A 20,452-nucleotide genomic window follows, 5' to 3' on the forward strand; every position below is an offset into this window, starting at 1 on the left:
CCCGCGGCCCGGGGGACAATGGCTGGGTGATCAGTAGCCCCGTTCTCGACCCCACCCGCCTCGCCAAGCTGCGCGAGGCGCTGCTCGCCGCCTCGTTCACCGCCGACGGCTGCCTCGACCTGCTCGGGCCCACCGGCTACGCGGCGCTGGCCCGCAGCGAGGCGGTCCCGGCGCTGCGCGCGACCCGCGGCGACGGCCCGCTGGAGACGCTGGTCCGGCTGTTCCTGCTCCAGCAGCCGGTGCCCTACAAGGCGGCCGCGGCCGTGCTGCCGGTCGAGGACTGCCTCGCGGACGGCTGGCTGCGTCCGGACGGCGACCTGGTGCGCGCCACCGTGGACGTCCGCCCCTACGCCAACGAGGTCGCCGGGCTGCCCAGTTCGGACGCCTGGGTGGTCTCCGACCTGGGCTGCGCGGTGGGCGGCGCGGGCGGCATCGGCTCCGGCGAGACGGCGCACGGCGTGGCCCGCAAGGACCTGGTGCTCGGGGTCGGCGGCGCCTCCACGACGCTGGCCAACATCACCGTGCGCCGGCCCGTCCGCGCCGCGCTGGACCTCGGTTCGGGCTCCGGCGTGCAGGCGCTGCACGCGGCCCGGCACGCCCAGAAGGTCACCGCCACCGACCTCAACCCGCGCGCGCTGCGCTTCTCCGAGCTGACGCTGGCGCTGTCCGGCTTCGACAACACCGAGGCCGCCGCCGGGAGCCTCTTCGAGCCGGTCGGGGAGCGGAAGTTCGACCTGATCGTCTCCAACCCGCCGTTCGTGATCTCGCCGGCCGGGCGGTTCACCTACCGCGACGGCGGCATGGCCGGCGACGACCTGTGCCGCACCCTGGTCCGTTCCGCCGCGGCCCATCTGGAGCCGGGCGGCTACTGCCAGTTGCTGGCCAACTGGCAGCACGTCAAGGGCGAGGACTGGCACGAGCGGCTGGCCGGCTGGGTCGCGGGCACCGGGCTGGACGCCTGGATCGTCCAGCGCGAGGTCCAGGACGTCGCCCAGTACGCCGAGTTGTGGCTGCGCGACGGCGGCGACCACCGCGGTCCGGGCGGCGACTACCAGGCCCGTTACGGCGAGTGGCTGGACGCCTTCGAGGCGGGCCGGGTCGAGGGCATCGGCATGGGCTGGATCACCCTCCGGGCGAGCGGCGCCGAGCGTCCGACGGTCCGGGTGGAGGAGTGGCCGCATCCGGTGGAGCAGCCGCTCGGTCCGCACATCGAGGAGTGGTTCGACCGGCAGGACTTCCTGCGCTCGCACGACGACGCGGGCCTGCTCGCGGCCCGGTACGTGCTGGCCGACGAGGTCGTCCAGGAGCAGGTCGGCGCGCCCGGCGCGGAGGACCCGGAGCACGTGATCCTGCGTCACAACCGCGGCATGCGGCGGGCCACCAAGGTGGACACCGTCGGTGCGGGCTTCGTCGGCGTCTGCGACGGGACGCTGTCGGCGGGCGAGATCGTGGACGCCATCGCCCAGTTGCTCGGCGAGGACCGCGTCGTCCTGCGGGACCGCGTCCCGGAGTCGCTGCGGCTGCTGACCGAGCAGGGCTTCATCCGCCCCGTCGCCTGAGCCGAAGCCCCGGCGCCCACTGCCCGAACGGGAGGGGCACCCGCCCGCCAGGACGGGACGGGCTCCCGCCTCCCGGACTGGACGGGCGCCCCGGTTCACCTCCCCGTAGCCCCTGGTTCGTCCATCGGCCTCCCGACGGCCGTACCGCGTTGGCCGCCCACTGCGAGGCTCTGTCCACAGGCTGTGGACAGAGCTGGGGAGCCGGGGGCGAGGGGTGGACAGGACGACGGCGGTCGTGGGCGGGCTGGTGCTCGCCCTGTTCGGTGGCGCGCTGCTGCTCTGGTGCGCCGCCGAAGTGCGCCTTCGCTACCGGGTCCGCCGCCGGGGGGTGTCGGCCGAGGCCGTCGTGGTCGCCGAGGAGGACGCGCACGGCGAGCTCGACAGTGCGCCGCTGCTCTCCTTCTCGGCGCTGCCGTCGGTCGGCGGCCCCGGAGCGGGGCGGTGCGCCGAGCGGGTGCTCGCTCGTCCGCGCGGCCACACGCCGCTGCGCCGTCCCGTCCGCTTCGCCCCCGGCGCCTCGGTCCGGATCTGCTACGACCCGCGCCGTCCGGACCGGGTCGTGCTGGCCGCGGGGGAGATCAGCCGCCCGGCGGTGGCGGACCTGCTGTGGAGCGCGCTCGGCACCTGCTGCCTGGCGGCCGGGGCGGGCCTGCTGGCGGCCGTCGTCGGCTGAATCCGCAGGGCCGCGGCCGGTCCGGTCGGTCGCCTGCTCGGACCGGACCATCCGGAGACCCACGCTCCGCGGATTTTCCGTTGACAGATCTTGAAATCCGTCATTCCATCCTCCGGAACCCGCCGATGCCCCCCTCCACGGGGCGCGATGCTCCATCATCGGGTTACCGTTCGAGTGGCGTCGGTGGGCCTGGCAAGTGAAAACGCGGGATCCGTCCGTTTGACAAGGGTGGCCGGGGTACGGTCACACTCCGCTGGTGGGGTCGTCGTTCAGCGGCAGCCCCGGGACGGTGGAGGGGTCGGGCGGAGCGCAGCCCGTGCTGCCAGCGCCGACCAGCTCACATAACGACCGGGAGAGAAGAGCGAAGGTGTCCCCGAGCAGCGAGACCGCGCACGGACAGCGACTCGTCATTGTCGAGTCGCCGGCCAAGGCGAAGACGATCAAGGGCTACCTTGGCCCCGGCTACATCGTCGAGGCGAGCGTCGGGCACATCCGCGACCTGCCCAGCACCGCGGCCGAGGTGCCGGACAAGTACACCGGCGAGGTGCGCCGCCTCGGGGTGGACGTGGACCACGACTTCGCTCCCATCTACGTGGTCAACGCGGACAAGAAGTCCCAGGTCAGCAAGTTGAAGTCGCTGCTCGCGGAGTCCGACGAGCTCTTCCTCGCCACCGATGAGGACCGCGAGGGCGAGGCCATCGCGTGGCACCTCCAGCAGGTCCTGAAGCCCAAGGTGCCGGTGCACCGCATGGTGTTCCACGAGATCACCAAGACCGCGATCCAGGAGGCGGTGGCCAACCCGCGCGAGCTGAACCAGCGCCTGGTCGACGCCCAGGAGACCCGTCGCATCCTCGACCGCCTCTACGGCTTCGAGGTCTCGCCGGTGCTGTGGAAGAAGGTCATGCCGAAGCTCTCGGCCGGCCGCGTGCAGTCCGTCGCGACCCGCCTGGTGGTCGAGCGCGAGCGCGAACGGATGGCCTTCCGCAGCGCGTCCTACTGGGACCTCGTCGGCACCTTCGGCACCGGCCGCACCCCGGCCGACGCCGCCAACCCGGAGACCTTCGGCGCCCGGCTGTCGAGCGTCGACGGCAAGCGGATCGCCAGCGGTCGCGACTTCGGTTCGGACGGCCGGCTGAAGGCCGCCAGCACCAACACCCTCCACCTGGACGAGCAGGCCGCACGCCAGCTGGCCGCCGCCCTGGAACGGACCTCGTTCGGCGTCCGCAGCGTCGAGTCCAAGCCGTACCGCCGCTCGCCGTACGCGCCGTTCCGCACCACCACGCTCCAGCAGGAGGCCAGCCGCAAGCTGGGCTTCGGCGCCAAGCGGACCATGCAGGTGGCCCAGAAGCTGTACGAGAACGGCTTCATCACCTATATGCGCACCGACTCGACCACGCTGTCGGACACCGCGGTCTCCGCCGCCCGTGCCCAGGTCACCCAGTTGTACGGGGCCGACTACCTGCCGGACGCCCCGCGCACCTACGCCAGCAAGGTCAAGAACGCCCAGGAGGCGCACGAGGCCGTCCGCCCCTCCGGCGACCGCTTCCGGACCCCGGCCGAGACCGGCCTGAGCGGCGACGACTTCAGGCTGTACGAGCTGATCTGGATGCGCACCGTCGCCTCCCAGATGAAGGACGCGGTCGGCCAGTCCGTCACCGTCCGGGTCGGCGGCACCTCCGCCGACGGCCGGGACGTCGAGTTCTCCGCCTCCGGCAAGATCATCACCTTCCACGGCTTCCTCAAGGCCTACGTCGAGGGCGCGGACGACCCGAACGCCGAGCTCGACGACCGCGAGCGCCGGCTGCCGCAGGTCGCCCAGGGCGACCCGCTGTCCGCCGAGCAGCTCACCCCCGAGGGCCACGCGACCAAGCCGCCGGCTCGCTACACCGAGGCCTCGCTGGTCAAGGAGCTGGAGGACCGGGAGATCGGTCGCCCCTCCACGTACGCGTCGATCATCGACACGATCATCCAGCGCCGGTACGTCTTCAAGAAGGGGACGGCGCTCGTCCCCTCCTTCCTGTCCTTCGCCGTGGTCAACCTGCTGGAGAAGCACTTCGGCCGGCTGGTCGACTACGACTTCACCGCGAAGATGGAGGACGACCTCGACCGGATCGCCGCCGGCGAGGCGCAGTCCGTGCCGTGGCTGAAGCGCTTCTACTTCGGTGAGGGCGAGGGAGTCGAGACCGGGCGCGCCGCCGACGCCGGGAACGGCGACGGCGACCACCTGGGCGGCCTGAAGGAGCTCGTCACCGACCTCGGCGCGATCGACGCCCGCGAGATCAGCTCGTTCCGGGTCAACGACGAGATCACGCTGCGGGTCGGCCGCTACGGCCCCTACGTCGAGCGCGCCTCCGCCGTCGAGGGCGAGCCCGGCCAGCGCGCCGACATCCCGGACGACCTGCCGCCGGACGAGCTCACCGTCGAGCTGGCCGAGGAACTGCTGGCCAAGCCCAGCGGCGACTTCGAGCTCGGCCAGGACCCCGTCAGCGGCAACATGCTGGTCGCCAAGGACGGCCGCTACGGCCCGTACGTGACCGAGATCCTGCCCGAGGGCACGCCGAAGACCGGCAAGAACGCGGTCAAGGCGCGCACTGCCTCGCTGTTCCAGACGATGTCGCTGGACACCGTCACCCTGGAGGACGCGCTGCGGCTGCTCTCGCTGCCGCGCGTGGTCGGGGCGGACGCCGAGGGCGTCGAGATCACCGCCCAGAACGGCCGCTACGGCCCGTACCTCAAGCGCGGCACCGACTCGCGCTCGCTCACGAGCGAGGACCAGCTCTTCACGATCACCCTCGACGAGGCGCTGGCGATCTACGCGCAGCCCAAGCAGCGCGGCCGGGCCGCCGCCGCCCCGCCGCTGCGCGAGCTCGGCACCGACCCGGTCAGCGAGCGGCCGGTCGTGGTCAAGGACGGCCGCTTCGGGCCGTACGTGACGGACGGCGAGACCAACGCCACGCTGCGCAAGGACGACGACGTCGCCTCGATCACGCCGGAGCGCGGCTACGAGCTCCTGGCCGAGAAGCGGGCGCGCGGGCCGGTGAAGAAGACGGCGAAGAAGGCCCCGGCGAAGAAGGCCACCACCAAGACGGCGGCCAAGAAGACCACCACGGCCGCCGCCACGAAGACGGCCGCCAAGAAGACCGCCGCCAAGAAGACCACCACGGCTGCGGCGAAGAAGACGGCGGCGAAGAAGACCACCGCGAGCAAGACCGCCACGAGCAAGGCCACGGCCACCGACGAGGGCTGATCCTCCGCCGGCGGCTCCCGGGCCCGTGCCCCCTTCACCGGGGGCGCGGGCCCGAGGCGTTTCCGGTGAACGCCGTCTGGGCCGTTCGGGGGAGGCGGTGCGGTGGGCCCGGGAGGAGCAACGGCTCTTCGGGGGAGGGCCGGCAGCGGGCCCGGGGAGGGGGCAGGGGGCGTGCGAGGAAAGGGGCCGGGACCGTTCGGGGACGGCGGGTGTGTGTGCGGGGATCGTCACAACCCGGTGATGAGCCCGATCCGGAACGTCGTTCGTCTCTTTCCGGCCAACCCCCGACCGCTACGCTGACCGTATGACGAGCGAGGAGCAGCCCACCCCCAGCGCCGCCCCGGCCGCCAGAGCCGCCACACCCGACCTGCCCGAGGTCGCGCCCGCCGGAACCCCGGTGGAGCGGGCCCGTGCGCTGCTGCGCACGCGGTCCTACCGGCGGCTGTGGACCAACCAGCTGATCGGCGGCACCGCCGACCGGCTCGGCCTGCTGGTGCTGCTCGCGCTCACCGTGATCGCGGCCGCCCTCGGCGGCGGCTTCGGCGACCTGCCGCGCAGCCTGGCCTTCGCCGTCGCCGCGGTCTTCGCCGCGCGGCTGGCGGCCACCATGGTCGCCGGCGTCCTGCTGCTCGGACCGGTGCACCGGCTGGTCGCCGGCAAGCTGGACCGGCGCTGGACGCTGTTCGGCGCCGACGCGCTGCGCGCCGTGCTGATCGGCGTCGCGCCGTGGTGGATCGTGTGGCTCGGCTCCGGCCCGAAGCCGTCCGGCGCCGCCGCGTACGTCCTGCTCGCCACCGTCTTCGTGACCGGCGCCGCCGAGCGCGTGTGGGCCGTCGCCAAGGACGCCGCCGTCCCCGGCCTGCTGCCGCCGGCCGACCCGTACGCGCCCCTCGCCGAGCAGCGGCCGTCCGCGGCCCACCTGGAGACCGTCCGGAGCGTCGACCGGTTCACCGGCTGGGTCTGCCTGCCGCTCGCCGCCGTCGGCCTGGTGGTCCTCACCCTGTTCAACAACATCTTCGCGGCGCTCGGCTCGGACTGGCTCCGGGCCCACCAGGTGACCTTCGCCGCCCTCGGCGCGGCCGGCCTGTTCACCGCCTCCGCGGTCCGCGGCTACCTCCAGCAGCTGGCCGTCGGCCCGGTCGCCGTCGCCCCGTACTCACCGCTGCAGGGCCTGCGCGCCCCGACCGACGCCACCCCCGGCCCCGCCCTCAAGAAGGGCCGCACCGGCAGCGCCCCCTACTTCACCTTCGCCGTCGCCGCCGCCTACGCCTCGATGGCCGGCGTCGCCGCCCTCGCGCTGCTCACCGCCGCCGAGCACCGGGCCGGGCCGATCGGCTACGGCCTGCTCGTGCTCGCCGCCACCGGCGCGCCGGCCGCCGGCGTCCGCCTCACCCGGGCCACCCTGCCCGCCCTCTCCCGCCGCCGGCTGCTCGCGCTGGCGCTGATCACCGAGGGCGTGACCCTGATCCTGGCCGGGCTCGTGCTCGACTACGTCCTGGTCCTCCTGCTCACCGTGCTGGCCGGTCTCGCCGCCGGGATCGTCGTCTCGGCCGGGCGCACCCTGCTCGCCCAGGAGGTCGAGGAGGCCCGGCTGCCCAAGGTCACCGAGCACCTGTACGCGGTGCTGCGGGCCGTCGTCGGCGCCGCGTTGGTCGCCGTCCCGCTGATCGCCGGCGCCTACGGCGACGTCGAGTACGGCACGGTCGAGCCCGGCTCGTTCACCTTCATCCACGGCGGCGCGGCCCTCGCCGTCGCCACCGCCGGCCTGCTCACCCTGGTGCTCGCCGCCGTCGTGCTGGTCAAGACCGACGACCGGCGCGGCACCGCCCCGTTCGGCCGCGACCTGGTCGACGCCGTGCGCGGCGGCAGCGGCCCGGCGGCGCACCGCACCACCGGCACCGGGTTCTTCATCGCCCTGGAGGGCGGCGACGGCGCCGGCAAGTCCACCCAGGCCCAGGCGCTCGCCGAGTGGATCCGCGGCAAGGGCCACGAGGTCGTGCTGACCCGCGAGCCCGGCGGCAGCCCGGTCGGGCAGCGGCTGCGCGGCCTCGTCCTGGACGTCGGCAACACCGGCCTCTCGCACCGCGCCGAGGCCCTCATCTACGCGGCCGACCGCGCCGAGCACGTCGAGAACGTCATCCGTCCCGCCCTCGCGCGCGGCGCCGTCGTCATCACCGACCGGTACATGGACTCGTCCATCGCCTACCAGGGCGCCGGGCGCGACCTCGCCGCGACCGAGGTCGCCCGGATCTCCCGCTGGGCCACCGGCGGTCTGGTTCCCGACCTGACCGTCGTCCTGGACGTCGACCCGACCAAGGCCCGGGAGCGCTTCACCGAGGCGCTGGACCGGCTGGAGTCCGAGCCGACCGAGTTCCACCAGCGGGTCCGGGCCGGCTTCCTCGCCCTCGCGGCGGCCGACCCGGCGCGCTACCTGGTCGTCGACGGCAGCCAGGCGCCCGGCTTCGTCACCACCGCGATCCGCCACCGGCTCGACCGCGAGCTGCCCCTCTCCGAGAAGGAGAAGGCCGCCCGCGCCGAGCAGGAGCGGCTCGCGCGGGAGGAGGCCGAACGGCGTGCCGCCGAGGAGGCCCGGAAGAAGGCCGAAGCGGAGGCCGCCGAGCGCAAGCGGCTGGAGCTCCTGGAGCAGCTGCGGGCCGAGCAGGCGGAGAAGGAGCGGCTGGCCAAGGAGGAGGCCGAGCGGGTCGCCGCCGAGGCCCGCCGCAAGGCCGAGGAGGAGGCGCGGCGCCGCGCCGAGGAGGAAGCCCGCCGACGGGCCGAGGAAGAGGCGCGCCGCAAGGCCGAGGAGGAGGCCCGCCTCGCCGCCGAGGCCGCCGAGCGCAAGCGGCTCGCCGCCGAGGCGGCCGCGCAGGCGGAACTCCAGCGGCAGCGGGAGCTCCAGCGCGAGGAGCAGCGCCGCCGTGCTGAGGAGGCACTGCAGCGCGCCGAGGAGGCCCGGCTGGCCCAGGCGGCCGCGCTCGCCGCGGCTGCGGAGGCCGCTGCGGCGGCCGAGACGGCGGCGGGGCGTGCGCAGGACGCGGCCACCACGCAGCTGCGGGCGCCGAAGGGCCTGGGGGCGGCGGGCGTTCCCGGTGCTCCGGGTGCTCCGGGTGCTTCGGGGGAGGCGGACGAGACCACCCGCGAGCTGTCGTTGCGGGACCGGCAGTCGGCCGCGGAGCAGACCGCCAAGCTTCCGGCGGTTCCGCCTGCCCCGCCCGTTCCGCCCGGTTCGGCCGGTTCGGTGGACGAGACGGCTGTGTTGCCGCGGGTGCCGGGCGGCCCGGCTGCGGCGGACGAGACCGCCGTGCTGCCGAAGGTGCCGGCCGAGGCCGACCGGACTGCGGTGCTGCCGAAGGTCGAGCCCGGCCGGGCCGAGGACCGGGTCCCCCCGGGCCTGTGGCGCGAGGAGCCCGCGGAGACCACCCGCGAGCTTCCGGTGGTCGGCGAGGGGCAGGCCCCGGCCGACGCCGCAGAGCCGCGCCAGCGGCCGGACTGGGCCGAGGAGACGCCGATGGACGACCTCCCGAGCCTCACCGACACGCTGCTCGGCTCGCGTGACGAGTGGTCCCGCTGGGAGCGGGGCGGTGGACCCGGCCAGGAGCCGCAGGCTCCGCGTGGCGGAGCGGGCGCGAGCGCAGGTACTGGTTCGGAGGGCGACGGCGACGACCCGGGCAAGGGCAAGGGCCGTCGTTGGGGGCGCCGGAGCTGATTCCGTGCTGCGGGTTTCGCTGCGCGGGGCTCGGGGTGTGGTCGTGGGCTTTCGGGTGGGTGGGTTTCGCCGGGGGTGGCCGCTCCGGGGGTGGCCGCTCCGGGGGCTGGATGATTTTCCGACTGCCGACTCTGTGGGGGTCTCGCCGCTGGCAGTCTGACAATCACCCGTCATGCCATGCCCCTCTCCGCGGCCACCCCCTCCCGCAGCGCACCCTCTCGCCTTGGGCGGGGAGGGGGCAGGGGTGGTTCGGGTCGGTGCGGGTGTGCAGGCCGGTGGGTGGTGCGTCGCCCGGACGGCGCAGTGGGTGTCGGGGCGGGCACGTATGCTCGACGGCGGAGCGCAGCCGTACCGAGCTTGGGAGCAGCAGTGGCCGTCTGGGACGACCTGGTGGGCCAGGAGCGGGTGGTCGAGCAGCTGACCGCCGCCGCCAGGGCGGCCGGAGCGATGGTGACGGTCGGCCGCGGCGCCGGCCAGGCGGAGGGGGCCAACGCCTCCCTGATGACGCATGCCTGGCTGTTCACCGGGCCGCCCGGGGCCGGGCAGGTCACGGCCGCGCGGTCGTTCGCCGCGGCGCTCCAGTGCACCAGTCCGGACCTCGCGCTCGGCGGCACGCCCGGGTGCGGGTTCTGCGAGGGCTGCCACACCGTGCTCGCCGGCAGCCACGCGGACGTGAAGTACGTCCGGACCGACGGGCTGTCGATCGGTGTCGGCGACATGCGCGACCTCGTGCTGCGCGCCTCCAGCTACCCGACCGGCGGGCGCTGGTCGGTGATCCTCGTGGACGCCGCGCACCGGCTCACCGAGGCCGCCGCGAACGCGCTGCTCAAGGGCGTCGAGGAGCCCTCCCCCCGTACGGTCTGGCTGCTCTGCGCGCCCTCCGTCCAGGACGTCCTGCCGACCATCCGCTCGCGCTGCCGCCTGCTCGTCCTGCGCACCCCGGCCGCCGAGGCGGTCGCCGACATGCTGGTCCGCCGCGACGGCGTCGACCCGGACACCGCGCGCCTGGCCGCGCTCGCCGGACAGGGCGACGTCGAGCGCTCGCGCCGCCTGGCCGTCGACGACCAGGCCAGGACCCGGCGCACCGAGGTGCTGCGGATCCCCCTGGAGGTCTCCGACATCGGCGGCTGCCTGGCCGCGGCCCAGCGCCTGGTGGACACGGCCAAGGCCGACGCCGAGGCGCTCGCCGAGACGCAGGACGCCAAGGAGACCGACGACCTGAAGGCCGTCTACGGCGCCGCCGAGGGCGGCAAGGCGCCGCGCGGCATGGCCGGTGCGGTCAAGGAGCTGGAGAAGCGGCAGAAGAGCCGGGCCACCCGCACCCGCCGCGAGACACTCGGCGTCGCGCTGCTCGACCTGCTCGGCTTCTACCGCGACGTGCTCGCGCTCCAGCTCGGCTCCACCGGCGCGCTGGCCAACGAGGACCAGCGGCAGGCGCTGAACCGGGTCGCCCAGGCGGGCCCGGCGGAGGGCACGCTGCGCCGCATCGAGGCGGTGCTCGCGTGCCGCCGGGCGCTGGACCGCAACGTCGACCCGCTGCTCGCGGTCGAGGCGATGACGGTGGCGCTGCGCGCGGGCTGAGGCGCTCACGGCGGCGCGCGGGCCGTTCCGAGGGCGGGCGCGTTCCGCTTCCCGCCCTACCCCGGTGTCCCACCTTCGAGTGAACGGGCGATACGCGCCGGGCACACCCGCGTGTGACCGCCGGGTCGTCCCGCACGCTGGGGGCCGACTGCGCCCCGCTGCCGGGGCCGTCGCGTCCCGTACGGCGCCGGGTCCGCCCCGGTCGTCCGGTCCTCCGCCCTAGGTGGTGCGTTCCGTGGTCCGCTCGCTCCTCGTCATCCCCCTGTTGGCGGCCGCCCTCGGCGGCCTCTGGCTGGCCCGCGGGGCCCACCAGCGCTGGCGCGACCTAAGGGCCGCCCAGGCGTACGAGCTGGCCGGCGACCGGTGGCCGATGCTGCTGCGGGCGGCCGGGGCGATGGTCTGCGGGGTGTGCGTCACGGCGCTGACGCTGCTCACCGCCTTCGGCGCGTTCGGCGGCATGACCCGGACCGACGAGGAGCCGGCGGAGCGCGCGGAGCCCGCCGTGGACGCGGCGGCCGCCGGCGGGGCGCAGGGTGTCGGCGCCCGGCAGCAGGCGGTGCCGCCCACGGCGGAGGCCGCCGTGGCCCAGGCCGCGGCGGCGACGTCGCCGGCCGCCGTGCCGAGTCGGTTCGACAGCGTCGGCCACCCGGGCGGCGGGGAGCTGCTGCAGTCCGCCGTGCTCGGGCCGGACGGCAAGCCGCGCAACGTCCGGGTCTGGCTGCCGCCGCAGTACGCCAAGGAGCCGAACGCCCGTTTCCCGGTCGTCGTGATGCAGGCCGCGACCCCGCGCAAGACCGCCGACGCCGAGGTCCCGGACGTCTTCGAGGGCATCGGCTCGGCCCTGCAGACCGGCAAGGCGCGGCCGTTCATCCTGGTCGCCCCCGAGGCGCCGAACGGCACCGCGCACCCCTGCGACCTCGTCGCCGCCGCCCCGCAGGCCGTCGCCGACGACGCGGCGCTGCGCACCACCATCGCCGCCACCTTCCGCGCCATGCCGCCCGGCCCGGCCTCCTGGGGCACCCTCGGCGTCGAGGGCGGCGCGCCGTGCGCCGCGGCGGCCGGGCTGGCCCGCCCGGACCTGTACGGCGCCGCGGCGGCCGTCTCCGGGCGGTACGACGCCGCCGCGCTCACCCAGGCCGGTGCGGAGGCGCCCACGGGGACGGCGGCGAAGCTGATGCTCGCCGCCGCGAAGGCGGACACCGCCGGGCTCGACGCGGCGCGCAAGCTCCAGGCCGCGCTGCACGGCGGGGCCGGTCCCGCGGCCAAGGCGGACGTGCGGATCTCGGACAACGTGCAGGACTTCACGCCCGACCGGGAGCGGCTGCGGCTCGTGCGGCAGGCGGCGCAGTACCTGGCCGACACGCTGGGGAAGGCCTCCTGAGCTGCGCTTTCGGCGGGCACTGCGCTGCCCGGTACCCCGGGCGGGTGCCGGGCGGTCGCCGTTGGTCGGCCGGTCCGGGCGAAGTGGAGCGGATGGAATCGAAGGGATCCGGATGAAGGCCACCGGGCGGGTACTGGCCGCAGCGCTCGTCGCGGCCGGGCTGTTGGCGGGCGGGTGCAGTGCGGGCGCGCCCGGGTCGGGCGGCGGGGCGGCCCGGGGTTCGTCGCCCGGGTCGTCGCCGGGTTCACCACCCGCCGGGGTCACGCCGCTGGAGCCGCTGCCCGCCGAGGTACCCGCCGAGCTCGGTTCGTACTACGCGCAGCGGCTGGCGTGGCAGCCGTGCGACGACGGGTTCGAGTGCACCAGCTTCAAGGTGCCGGTCGACTACGGCCGGCCCGGTGACGGCGACCTTTCCCTGGCGGCCGTCCGCGCCCCGGCGATCCCCGGCGCGGGGGCCGCGGCGGCCGGGGGCCGGATCGGCTCGCTGCTGCTCAACCCGGGCGGGCCCGGCGGGTCTGCGGTCGAGTACGTGGAGGCCGCCGCCCGGACGTACGACGGCGGGGTCCGCGCCCGGTACGACCTCGTCGGGCTCGACCCGCGCGGCGTCGGCCGCAGCAGCCCCGTCACCTGTCTGAGCGGTGACCGGATGGACGCCTTCACGTCCGTCGGCTTCACCCCCGCCGACCAGCGCGAGGTCGACGCCCTGGTGGCCGCCGACAAGGAGTTCGCCGAGGGCTGCCAGGAGCGTGCCGGCGCGGCGCTCGGCCACGTCAGCACCGTCGAGGCCGCCCGCGACATGGACGTGCTGCGCGCGCTCCTCGGCGACGAGCGGCTCAGCTACGTCGGCAAGTCCTACGGCACGTTCCTGGGCGCCACGTACGCCGGGCTCTTCCCCGCCCGGGTCGGGCGGCTCGTCCTGGACGGCGCGATGGACCCGTCCCTCGACTCCGTGGCCGGCAACCGGACCCAGGCCGGCGGCTTCGAGACCGCCTGGGCGGCCTTCGCCAAGGACTGCGCCCGGCGCGACGACTGCCCGCTCGGCCGCACCGAGCAGGAGGCCGGCGACCGGCTCGCGGCGCTGCTGGCGGCCGTCCGCGCCCAGCCGCTGGCCACCACCGACGGCGGCCGCCGTCTCAGCCACGCCCAGGCCACCACGGGCGTCCTCGAAGCGATGTACGCCGACTTCCTCTGGCCCAAGCTGCGCAGCGCGCTCACCGACGCCGGGGCCGGGGACGGCACCGGCCTGCTGAAGCTCTCGGACTCGTACTACGGGCGCGAGCCGGACGGCTCCTACCCCAACCTGATGTTCGCCAACACAGCCGTGAACTGCCTCGACCTGCCCGCGCCCTTCTCCGGCCCGGAGGACGTCCGGCGGGCGGTGCCGGACTTCGAGCACGCCTCGCCCCACTTCGGGCGCGACATGGCGTGGATGGCGCTGACCTGCGCCTACTGGCCGGTGAAGGCCACCGGCTCGGCGCACACGGTGCGGGCCGCGGGTGCCGCCCCCATCGTCGTCGTCGGCACCACCCGCGACCCCGCCACGCCGTACGCGTGGGCCCAGGCGCTGGCGGGCCAGCTGGAGTCCGGGCGGCTGCTCACCTACGACGGGGACGGGCACACCGCGTACGGGCGGCACAACGCGTGCGTGGACGGCGCGGTCAACCACTACCTGCTGACCGGTGAACCGCCGGAGCAGGGCAAGCGCTGCGGCCGGTAGGGGATCGGGGGCCGTCCCACCAGGTAGTTTCCGCTTCAATCGATCACCGGTACGACGTTACGATGAGCGCCTCCCCGCCCTCTCCTCTCCCCGGAGTGCACCGTGCTCGGTGTCAACAACCTGGCGACGTACGTCATCGGCGCCCTCGTCATCGTCCTGCTGCCCGGCCCCAACTCCCTGTACGTGCTGTCCGTCGCCGCCCGCAAGGGCGTCCGGACCGGCTACCGGGCCGCCGCCGGCGTCTTCGTCGGTGACTTCACCCTCATCAGCCTCACCTCGCTGGGCGCCGCCTCGCTGCTGAAGGCCAACCCGGCCGTCTTCGCGGTGGTCAAGTTCGGCGGCGCGGCCTACCTGCTCTGGATCGGCTTCGGCATGCTCCGCGCGGCCCGCCAGCTGTGGCGCGAACACCGCGCCGCCGCCGACCCCGGCACGACGGCGGACGAGCAGGTGACCGGGACCGTCGAGCGGCCGTTCCGGCGCGCGCTCGTGATCAGCCTGCTGAACCCGAAGGCGATCCTGTTCCTGCTGTCCTTCTTCACGCAGTTCGTCGATCCGTCCTACGGCCAGCCGGCGTTCTCCTTCGCCCTGCTCGGCGGGATCCTGCAGACCTTCAGCTTCCTCTACCTCACCCTGCTGATCTTCGCCGGCACCACCCTCGCCACCGCCTTCCGCCGCCGCAAGCGGCTCTCCGCCACCCTCACCAGCGGGGTCGCCGTCCTCTTCGCCGGCTTCGCCGCCAAGCTCGCGGTCTCCTCCGCCTGACCCCCGCCGCGATATCCCGGTACGGATCACCCGCGAACCTGTGTAGACTGGCCCGCGTTGCCAGCACATGCGGCAACAGCGCCGCCTTAGCTCAGTTGGCCAGAGCAACGCACTCGTAATGCGTAGGTCATGGGTTCGAATCCCATAGGCGGCTCAGTGAAGGCCCAGGTCACATAGCCCGTGACCTGGGCCTTTTGCCGTTTCTTGGCATGTGAGCAGGCGTCAGTGGTGCGCTACAAGATCGCTTGCGTGAGCGATGCGTGAGCGCCAGTGTTGATCTTGGGTTAGGCCTTGGCCTTCTTGGCCTTGGACTTCGCCTTCTTCGCCGCCTTCCGCTTGGCCTTCTCCGCTTTGGCTGCGGCCTTGGCGTGAGCCTCGGCTTCGGTCTTCCGCTGGAGGGGGACGAGCTTCGCGGCGGCCTCGGCGGCGTCCTTGGCGATCTCGGGCAGGACGCTGGTGTAAATGTCCGAGGTGATCTTGATAGAGGAGTGGCCGAGCATGTCGGACACCACCTTCATGTCGACTCCTCCTGCGAGCGCGAGGGTGGCCGCGCCGTGGCGGAGGTCGTGCAGGCGGATCGGCGGCAGGCCGGACGCGGTCACGAGCCGCTCGAACATCTCGGTGACCTTGCCCGGGTGGAGCCAGGAACCATCCTCGTTGGTGAAGACCCGGCAGGTGTCCTTCCAGGCCGGCCCCCAGTCGGCCCGCTCCTTCTGCTGCCGCTCGCGGTGGCGTCGCAGGACGGCCACCGTGTCGTCGTCCAGCGCCACGGTCCGGAAGCTCCCGTCGGTCTTGGGGTCGGACTCCTCGACCTCCCAGCCGTCCTGCACGAGCTGGGCCGTCACGGTCAGCGAGCCGTTGTCGAGGTTGGTCTCGGACCACAGCTGGCCGCACGCCTCGCCCCGGCGAAGCCCGCGGAAGGCGATCACGTGCCACATCGCGTACAGGCGGTCGGCAGCAACGAAGTCGAGAAACGAGCCGGTCTGCTGCGGCGTCCAGACCATCACGGGGGAGGGCTTCACGCCGGTCGCCTGCCACTGGGTGACTCGCTCCGGCGTCCAGACCAGAGCCTTCGGCTTGGCGGCCGGGTCGAGCTTGACGTGGGCGGCCGGGTTGAGGGTGATCAGGCCCTCGGGGATCGCGTCGTTCAGGGCGGTCCGGAGCGTGGCCCGGATGCGCTGGCGGGTGGCGGCGCCGGTCGTGCGTCGGAAGGGCGGCATCTCGGCGAGTTCGGTGCGCAGAGCCTTGCGGCGGGCGCGGTTCTCCGCGCCCTTGATCGGCACCGTGGCGAGCTCGGCCTTCAGCGTGTGCCGCAGGGCGTTGTTCTCCAGGATCTCCTCGTTGGCGTCGGCGATGGCCGTGAACATCTCGGCGAGCGTGCTCACCCGCAGCCGGTCGACGCGGATGTGCCCGATGCGGGGCTTGAGGTGCACCCGGACGTCGCACTCGTAGCGGGTGAGGCCGGACTTGCGGATCTTCTTGCTGGCCAGCCAGGTGTCGAGCCACTCGCCCACGGTGACGCGGGTCGAGAGGTCCTGACCGGTCTTCAGGCGGTTGCGGGTCTCCTCGATGTCGGGCAGCTGGGCCTTCTCGTCGGCGACCTTCACCAGGAGCTCGGCGACCAGGGCCAGGTCGTCGAGATCCTCCTTGCCGAGGGCGAGCAGGCCGCGAACGTGGTCGAGGTCGGCCTGCGCCTCCTTCAGCGTCTCGTAGCCGGCGCGGTTGAACGAACGGCGGGTGCCGTCCTCGGCGTTGGGCAGCTCCTGGCGTATGGAGTAGGAGCCGTGCTTACGGCTGCCGGCCTTCGGGCACGCTTTGCCGAGCGGCTTTCCGGTCTCAGCGTCGCGGCAGTAGCAGCGGTGGTAGGTGGAACCCTTCATTCGTCCTCCAGATCGGTATCGGTCTTCAGCGGGGGAAGCTCGGCGTCGAGGAAGTCGAGCCTCGGTGCGAGGTGCGGGACTTCCAGGCCGATCTCGCGCAGGTGTGCCCTGACGGGTTGAAGCCGCTCGCGGACGGCGGCGACGAAAGCGTCGAGTTTTTCCTGCGAGCCGGGAGGCCATTCCTCCCGGAACAATTTGAATTCCAGCTGGAACGCGTCGTGATGTTCCTCCTGGAGCTCTTGCCAGATCCGTTCGTGCTCCCGGTAGAGGCGGAGCCGGTACATCCCGAGCGAGTGGCGGGCCTCTCCCGTGAAGTGGGTGAGCGCCGACCAGCGGTCGCTGGGCATCTCTGGCAGGTAGTCGACCCGGCCGCCGAGGGCTGGGGAGAAGAGCAGCTCGACCGGTGCGATGTCCAGGGCCTCGGCCACGACGATCAGCTCGGGAATCGTGATCGTCTTGCGCCTGCCGGACTCCCAGTTGGCGATGACGTTCCGGGGGACTTCGTAGCCCAAGTCCCCTGTTTCGTCGGCCACATCCTGCGCGGACAGTCCAAGGTCTTGCCTCCTTCGAGTGATTGCTCGGATCACGTCCTTGGTGATCCGTTCGGGCCAGTCGGGCGCGTCTTCGTCGTCGGTGGACCAGTGTTCCTCGCGGCGTTGTGTCATATCGACACAGTAGCCACTGGAAAGCTCTTATCCGTTGCGGCACTCCGCCGCAGCCCCCGTCCAGGGGAAGCTCAGATTTGGAGTTCATGTGCGAACTGATGACATATCGGCGACGGCGCAGGGGATGGGTCGGGCCGAACTTCTCAGGCTGCCGGCGGCCATCGACCTCGACACCGCCAACCGGGCCATCGGCCTCGGGCGGAGCAAGGGCTACGAGCTGGCCCGCCTTGGCGCCTACCCCTGCCGGGTCCTGCGGCTGGGCAAGAAGTACCGCGTGATCACAGCGGACCTTCTGCGCCTGCTCGGCATCGACGGGGCGCTCGGCAAAGGTTCGGCGGCTGATGCAGCTTGACGTGGTGAGAGCCCGATCCACAAGCCTGTCTGCCGTGGGCGTACTTGCCCGATTGGAGTGGATCTTCCAGCGGCATGACCGTACGTTCGTGGTCCCTCGGCGGCCGAGGCCGCTGAGGGGCCACCGCCAAGGTGCAAGCAGTCCCTGCGAGTTGAGAGGGCCAGGATCTCCGGCCCGACCGCCCCAGGGCGCACGAAGGCCCCCGGTGCTGCGAACACCGAGGGCCAGGCGAAGTCCTTACCCACGACCTTCATCGGCGGCGCGCGACGGATCAGGTCCCGCGTCCCAGTCTGGAGCTTCAGCATGGAGTCTACGTCCCACGGATCCGATCCGGCAGCTTCCACCGTGAGTTGGCCGCCGGTTGCCACGCCGGGCGAGCCCGGATCCTTCCTGTCGGGTCAACGGTCGGCGCCTGCGTCCACAGCCTGTGGACGCGAGGCTGAGGCGGCGCCTGCCGAGCCCACCATCCCGGACGGGACCGACCTGATGCCCGACACCGAGGCGACCGAGGGCGCCGACCTGCTCGCGCAGCTGAGGGCCCAGATCGCGAAGTTCGTGATCCTTCCCTCCGACCAGGCCCTGGACGCCACCACGCTGTGGGTCGCCGCAACCCACCTGCAGTGCTCGTGGCAGCACGCCCCGCGCCTGGCCGTTGTCGGCCCGGCCAAGCGCTGCGGCAAGTCCCGCCTGCTCGACGTGCTCGCCGAGACGGTCCACCAGCCGATGCTGACGGTGAACTCTTCTCCGGCCGCCATCTTCCGCACGATCAGCGAGGAGCCGCCCACCCTGCTGGTGGACGAGGCGGACACGATCTTCGGCAGCCCGAAGGCGGCGGAGAAGAACGAGGAGATGCGCGGCCTGCTCAACGCCGGGCACCAGCGCGACCGCTACGTGCTGCGGGTGGTCGGCAACGACCACACCCCGCGCAAGTTCCCCACCTTCGCCATGGCGGCCATCGCCGGCATCGGCGACCTCCCCGACACGATCATGGACCGCTCGATCGTGATCCGCATGCGCCGCCGAGCCGAGGGCGAGCGCGTCGCCCCGTACCGCACACAGCGGGACCGGCCAGCCCTGCACGCGATCCGCGACAAGATCGCCCGTTGGGCGGCACCGCTCGCCGACCAGGCCCTGCGCCTGGAGCCCGCCATGCCGGTCGAGGACCGTGCCGCCGACACCTGGGAACCGCTGGTGATCATCGCCGACCTCGCTGGAGGCCCCTGGCCTCGCCTGGCTCGCCAGGCGTGCAAGCGCATGGTCGACGCCGAGGTCCAGACCGAGGAGGACAACCCCGGCAGCGCGCGGATCCTCGCGGACATCCGGCGGATCTTCCACGCCGCCGGTGAGCCGGACAGCATCGCCACCGACCAACTGCTGTTCACCCTCAACGGCGACCCCGAGGCCCCCTGGGCCGAGACCAGCCGAGGCGGGCTGACCCCGCGCGGCCTCGGCGCGATGCTCCGCGAGTTCGGCATCTCCTCCGGCAACGTCCGCATGCCCGACGGAACCCAGCGCAAGGGCTACCTGCGCAACAAGTTCCTCGACGCCTGGCGGCGCTACTGCCCCGCAGTCCACCCCGTGACCGCCACCGCAGCGGGCAGCAGAGGCTGACCACCCTCCCCGCAATGCCGTCCCTGCCGTCCCAGCCGTAACACCGCAGGTCACCGCACCTGCCGCCAAGACGGAACGGCACCCCAAGACTGCAACGGCATCCGTACCAAGACGGATAAGGCCCACGCCAAGACGGCAGCCGTCCACTCTCACCAGCGGCCCGCCGCCGACCCCGTCCGGGGCGCGAGCGGCGGGCCCTGGCCGGGACGGGAAACACATCCGTCTTGTGCCGTCCCAGCCGTCCCTGCCGTAAAACCGCAGGTCAAAGGCCTTGGCTTCGGGACGGATACGAGTCCCAAGACGGATACCGCACCGTCCCGAACCCGAACTCCGCCGTGTCCACGGCACCACCCGGGCAGCCGAGCCCGCCCCGGCCCAGAGACCGTCCCGCAGCACCAAGACGGCAAGACGGCAAAGACGGCAATCCCACAAACCACCACCGCCCGACCCGCGAGGACCACCTTCCGCATGACCGCCACCACCTCACCGCGTCTGCCCCGCCCGGACGCCGTCCTCGTACAGGCCGCCATCGCAGGCGCCCTGTCCTTCGCCCACCTCCACGACATCGCCGAAGCCGCCGGACAGTACGGCTGGAAAGCCTGGGCCTACCCCGTCTCGGTCGACCTGCTGCTCGTCGCCGCCTGGCACCGCATGCGGACCCTGCGCACCACCGGCCACCCCGCCGGCACCGCCTGGACCTGGTTCGCCATCGCCCTGACCGCCTCCCTCGGCGCGAACGTCGCCACCGCCGGACTCCTCGACCTCGCCCACGTCCCCGCCTGGCTGCGGATCCTGGTCGCCGGATGGCCCGCCCTCGCCTTCTTCGGCGGCACCCTCCTCGCCCACAACACCACCGCGACCGCCACCGACTCGAAGAGCGCCGAGGGCGAACTCCCGCTCCGCGAACACCCCGGTCCTGCACCGGCAACCGAGTCCGCACCGGTGACGGACGCGGAGCAGGATGACCTGCCTGCCGACGAACCGATGCTCGAGTCCGACGACGACGTCCGGCCCGACAGTCGGGAACCGGTGGTGGGCACCAAGCGCACCGGCCGCAAGCCCGCCGCCTCGATGGACGAGCTGGCCGAGATCGTCCGGCCTGCCGTCCAGGAGCACGGCCCCACCCAGGCTGTGATCAGGACAGTCCTGCGCGAGGCCGGCATACCCATCGCCAGCGACCGCCTCGGCAAGCTGACCCAGCGCTTTAAGGACGAACAGGCCGCCCGGCAGGCCGACGCGCAAGCCAGCGCATCGGCGGCCTGAGGCCCCGCCGCTCGCCCGAGCACCGGACCGCTTCCGGACCGGGCGAGCGGCCCCT

13 protein-coding genes and 1 tRNA gene are annotated in these 20,452 nt (G+C 73.4%); 12 read left to right on the forward strand and 2 right to left on the reverse strand.

What is annotated here, in order from left to right:
* Positions 1-26: 26 nt before the first annotated feature.
* The 9 genes from AB0C76_RS16875 to AB0C76_RS16915 all read left to right on the forward strand — a co-directional run bounded on the left by AB0C76_RS16875 (position 27) and on the right by AB0C76_RS16915 (position 14,780).
* Positions 27-1,559, forward strand: a complete 1,533-nt coding sequence (locus tag AB0C76_RS16875; protein WP_359965220.1) for a methyltransferase — start codon at positions 27-29, stop codon at positions 1,557-1,559.
* Between the two features lie 214 nt (positions 1,560-1,773).
* The gene (locus AB0C76_RS16880; RefSeq protein WP_359965222.1) at positions 1,774-2,232 is read left to right on the forward strand and encodes a DUF3592 domain-containing protein; all 459 of its coding nucleotides are present in this window, start codon (positions 1,774-1,776) and stop codon (positions 2,230-2,232) included.
* Between the two features lie 367 nt (positions 2,233-2,599).
* Entirely contained in the window at positions 2,600-5,479 is a 2,880-nt protein-coding gene (gene topA / locus AB0C76_RS16885; RefSeq protein WP_359965224.1) for a type I DNA topoisomerase, read from the forward strand.
* A gap of 304 nt (positions 5,480-5,783) precedes the next feature.
* Positions 5,784-9,185, forward strand: coding sequence for a dTMP kinase (gene tmk, locus AB0C76_RS16890; protein WP_359965226.1), 3,402 nt, complete (start codon positions 5,784-5,786; stop codon positions 9,183-9,185).
* Positions 9,186-9,554: 369 nt separating this feature from the next.
* A complete protein-coding gene (locus AB0C76_RS16895) occupies positions 9,555-10,766 on the forward strand; it encodes a DNA polymerase III subunit delta' (protein ID WP_359965228.1) in 1,212 nt (403 codons plus the stop codon).
* A gap of 235 nt (positions 10,767-11,001) precedes the next feature.
* A complete protein-coding gene (locus AB0C76_RS16900) occupies positions 11,002-12,147 on the forward strand; it encodes a hypothetical protein (protein WP_359965230.1) in 1,146 nt (381 codons plus the stop codon).
* 112 nt (positions 12,148-12,259) lie between these two features.
* Positions 12,260-13,864, forward strand: a complete 1,605-nt coding sequence (locus AB0C76_RS16905; RefSeq protein WP_359965232.1) for an alpha/beta hydrolase — start codon at positions 12,260-12,262, stop codon at positions 13,862-13,864.
* A gap of 102 nt (positions 13,865-13,966) precedes the next feature.
* Entirely contained in the window at positions 13,967-14,626 is a 660-nt protein-coding gene (leuE, locus tag AB0C76_RS16910) for a leucine efflux protein LeuE (protein WP_359965234.1), read from the forward strand.
* 80 nt (positions 14,627-14,706) lie between these two features.
* Positions 14,707-14,780: transfer RNA gene (locus AB0C76_RS16915), tRNA-Thr, on the forward strand.
* A 130-nt stretch (positions 14,781-14,910) separates the two neighbouring features.
* Here AB0C76_RS16915 and AB0C76_RS16920 read toward each other — a convergent pair.
* Together AB0C76_RS16920 and AB0C76_RS16925 are read right to left on the reverse strand one after the other, a co-directional pair.
* Complete coding sequence (locus tag AB0C76_RS16920; RefSeq protein WP_359965236.1) at positions 14,911-16,506, reverse strand: site-specific integrase; 1,596 nt, start codon at positions 16,504-16,506, stop codon at positions 14,911-14,913.
* Positions 16,503-17,171, reverse strand: coding sequence for a helix-turn-helix transcriptional regulator (locus tag AB0C76_RS16925; protein WP_359965238.1), 669 nt, complete (start codon positions 17,169-17,171; stop codon positions 16,503-16,505). Before AB0C76_RS16925 ends, AB0C76_RS16920 begins: the two co-directional genes overlap by 4 nt.
* An 88-nt stretch (positions 17,172-17,259) precedes the next feature.
* On the opposite strand from AB0C76_RS16925, the gene AB0C76_RS16930 reads away from it, so the two are divergent.
* The 3 genes from AB0C76_RS16930 to AB0C76_RS16940 all read left to right on the forward strand — a co-directional run bounded on the left by AB0C76_RS16930 (position 17,260) and on the right by AB0C76_RS16940 (position 20,397).
* Positions 17,260-17,523, forward strand: coding sequence for a hypothetical protein (locus AB0C76_RS16930; protein ID WP_359965240.1), 264 nt, complete (start codon positions 17,260-17,262; stop codon positions 17,521-17,523).
* A 303-nt stretch (positions 17,524-17,826) separates the two neighbouring features.
* On the forward strand, positions 17,827-19,134 hold the full coding sequence (locus AB0C76_RS16935; protein ID WP_359965241.1) for a DUF3631 domain-containing protein: 1,308 nt from the start codon (positions 17,827-17,829) through the stop codon (positions 19,132-19,134).
* Between the two features lie 468 nt (positions 19,135-19,602).
* Positions 19,603-20,397, forward strand: a complete 795-nt coding sequence (locus AB0C76_RS16940) for a DUF2637 domain-containing protein (RefSeq protein WP_359965243.1) — start codon at positions 19,603-19,605, stop codon at positions 20,395-20,397.
* Positions 20,398-20,452 lie beyond the last annotated feature (55 nt).

The organism is Kitasatospora sp. NPDC048722, assembly GCF_040650235.1.
In the GTDB taxonomy this organism is placed as follows: Bacteria; Actinomycetota; Actinomycetes; order Streptomycetales; family Streptomycetaceae; genus Kitasatospora.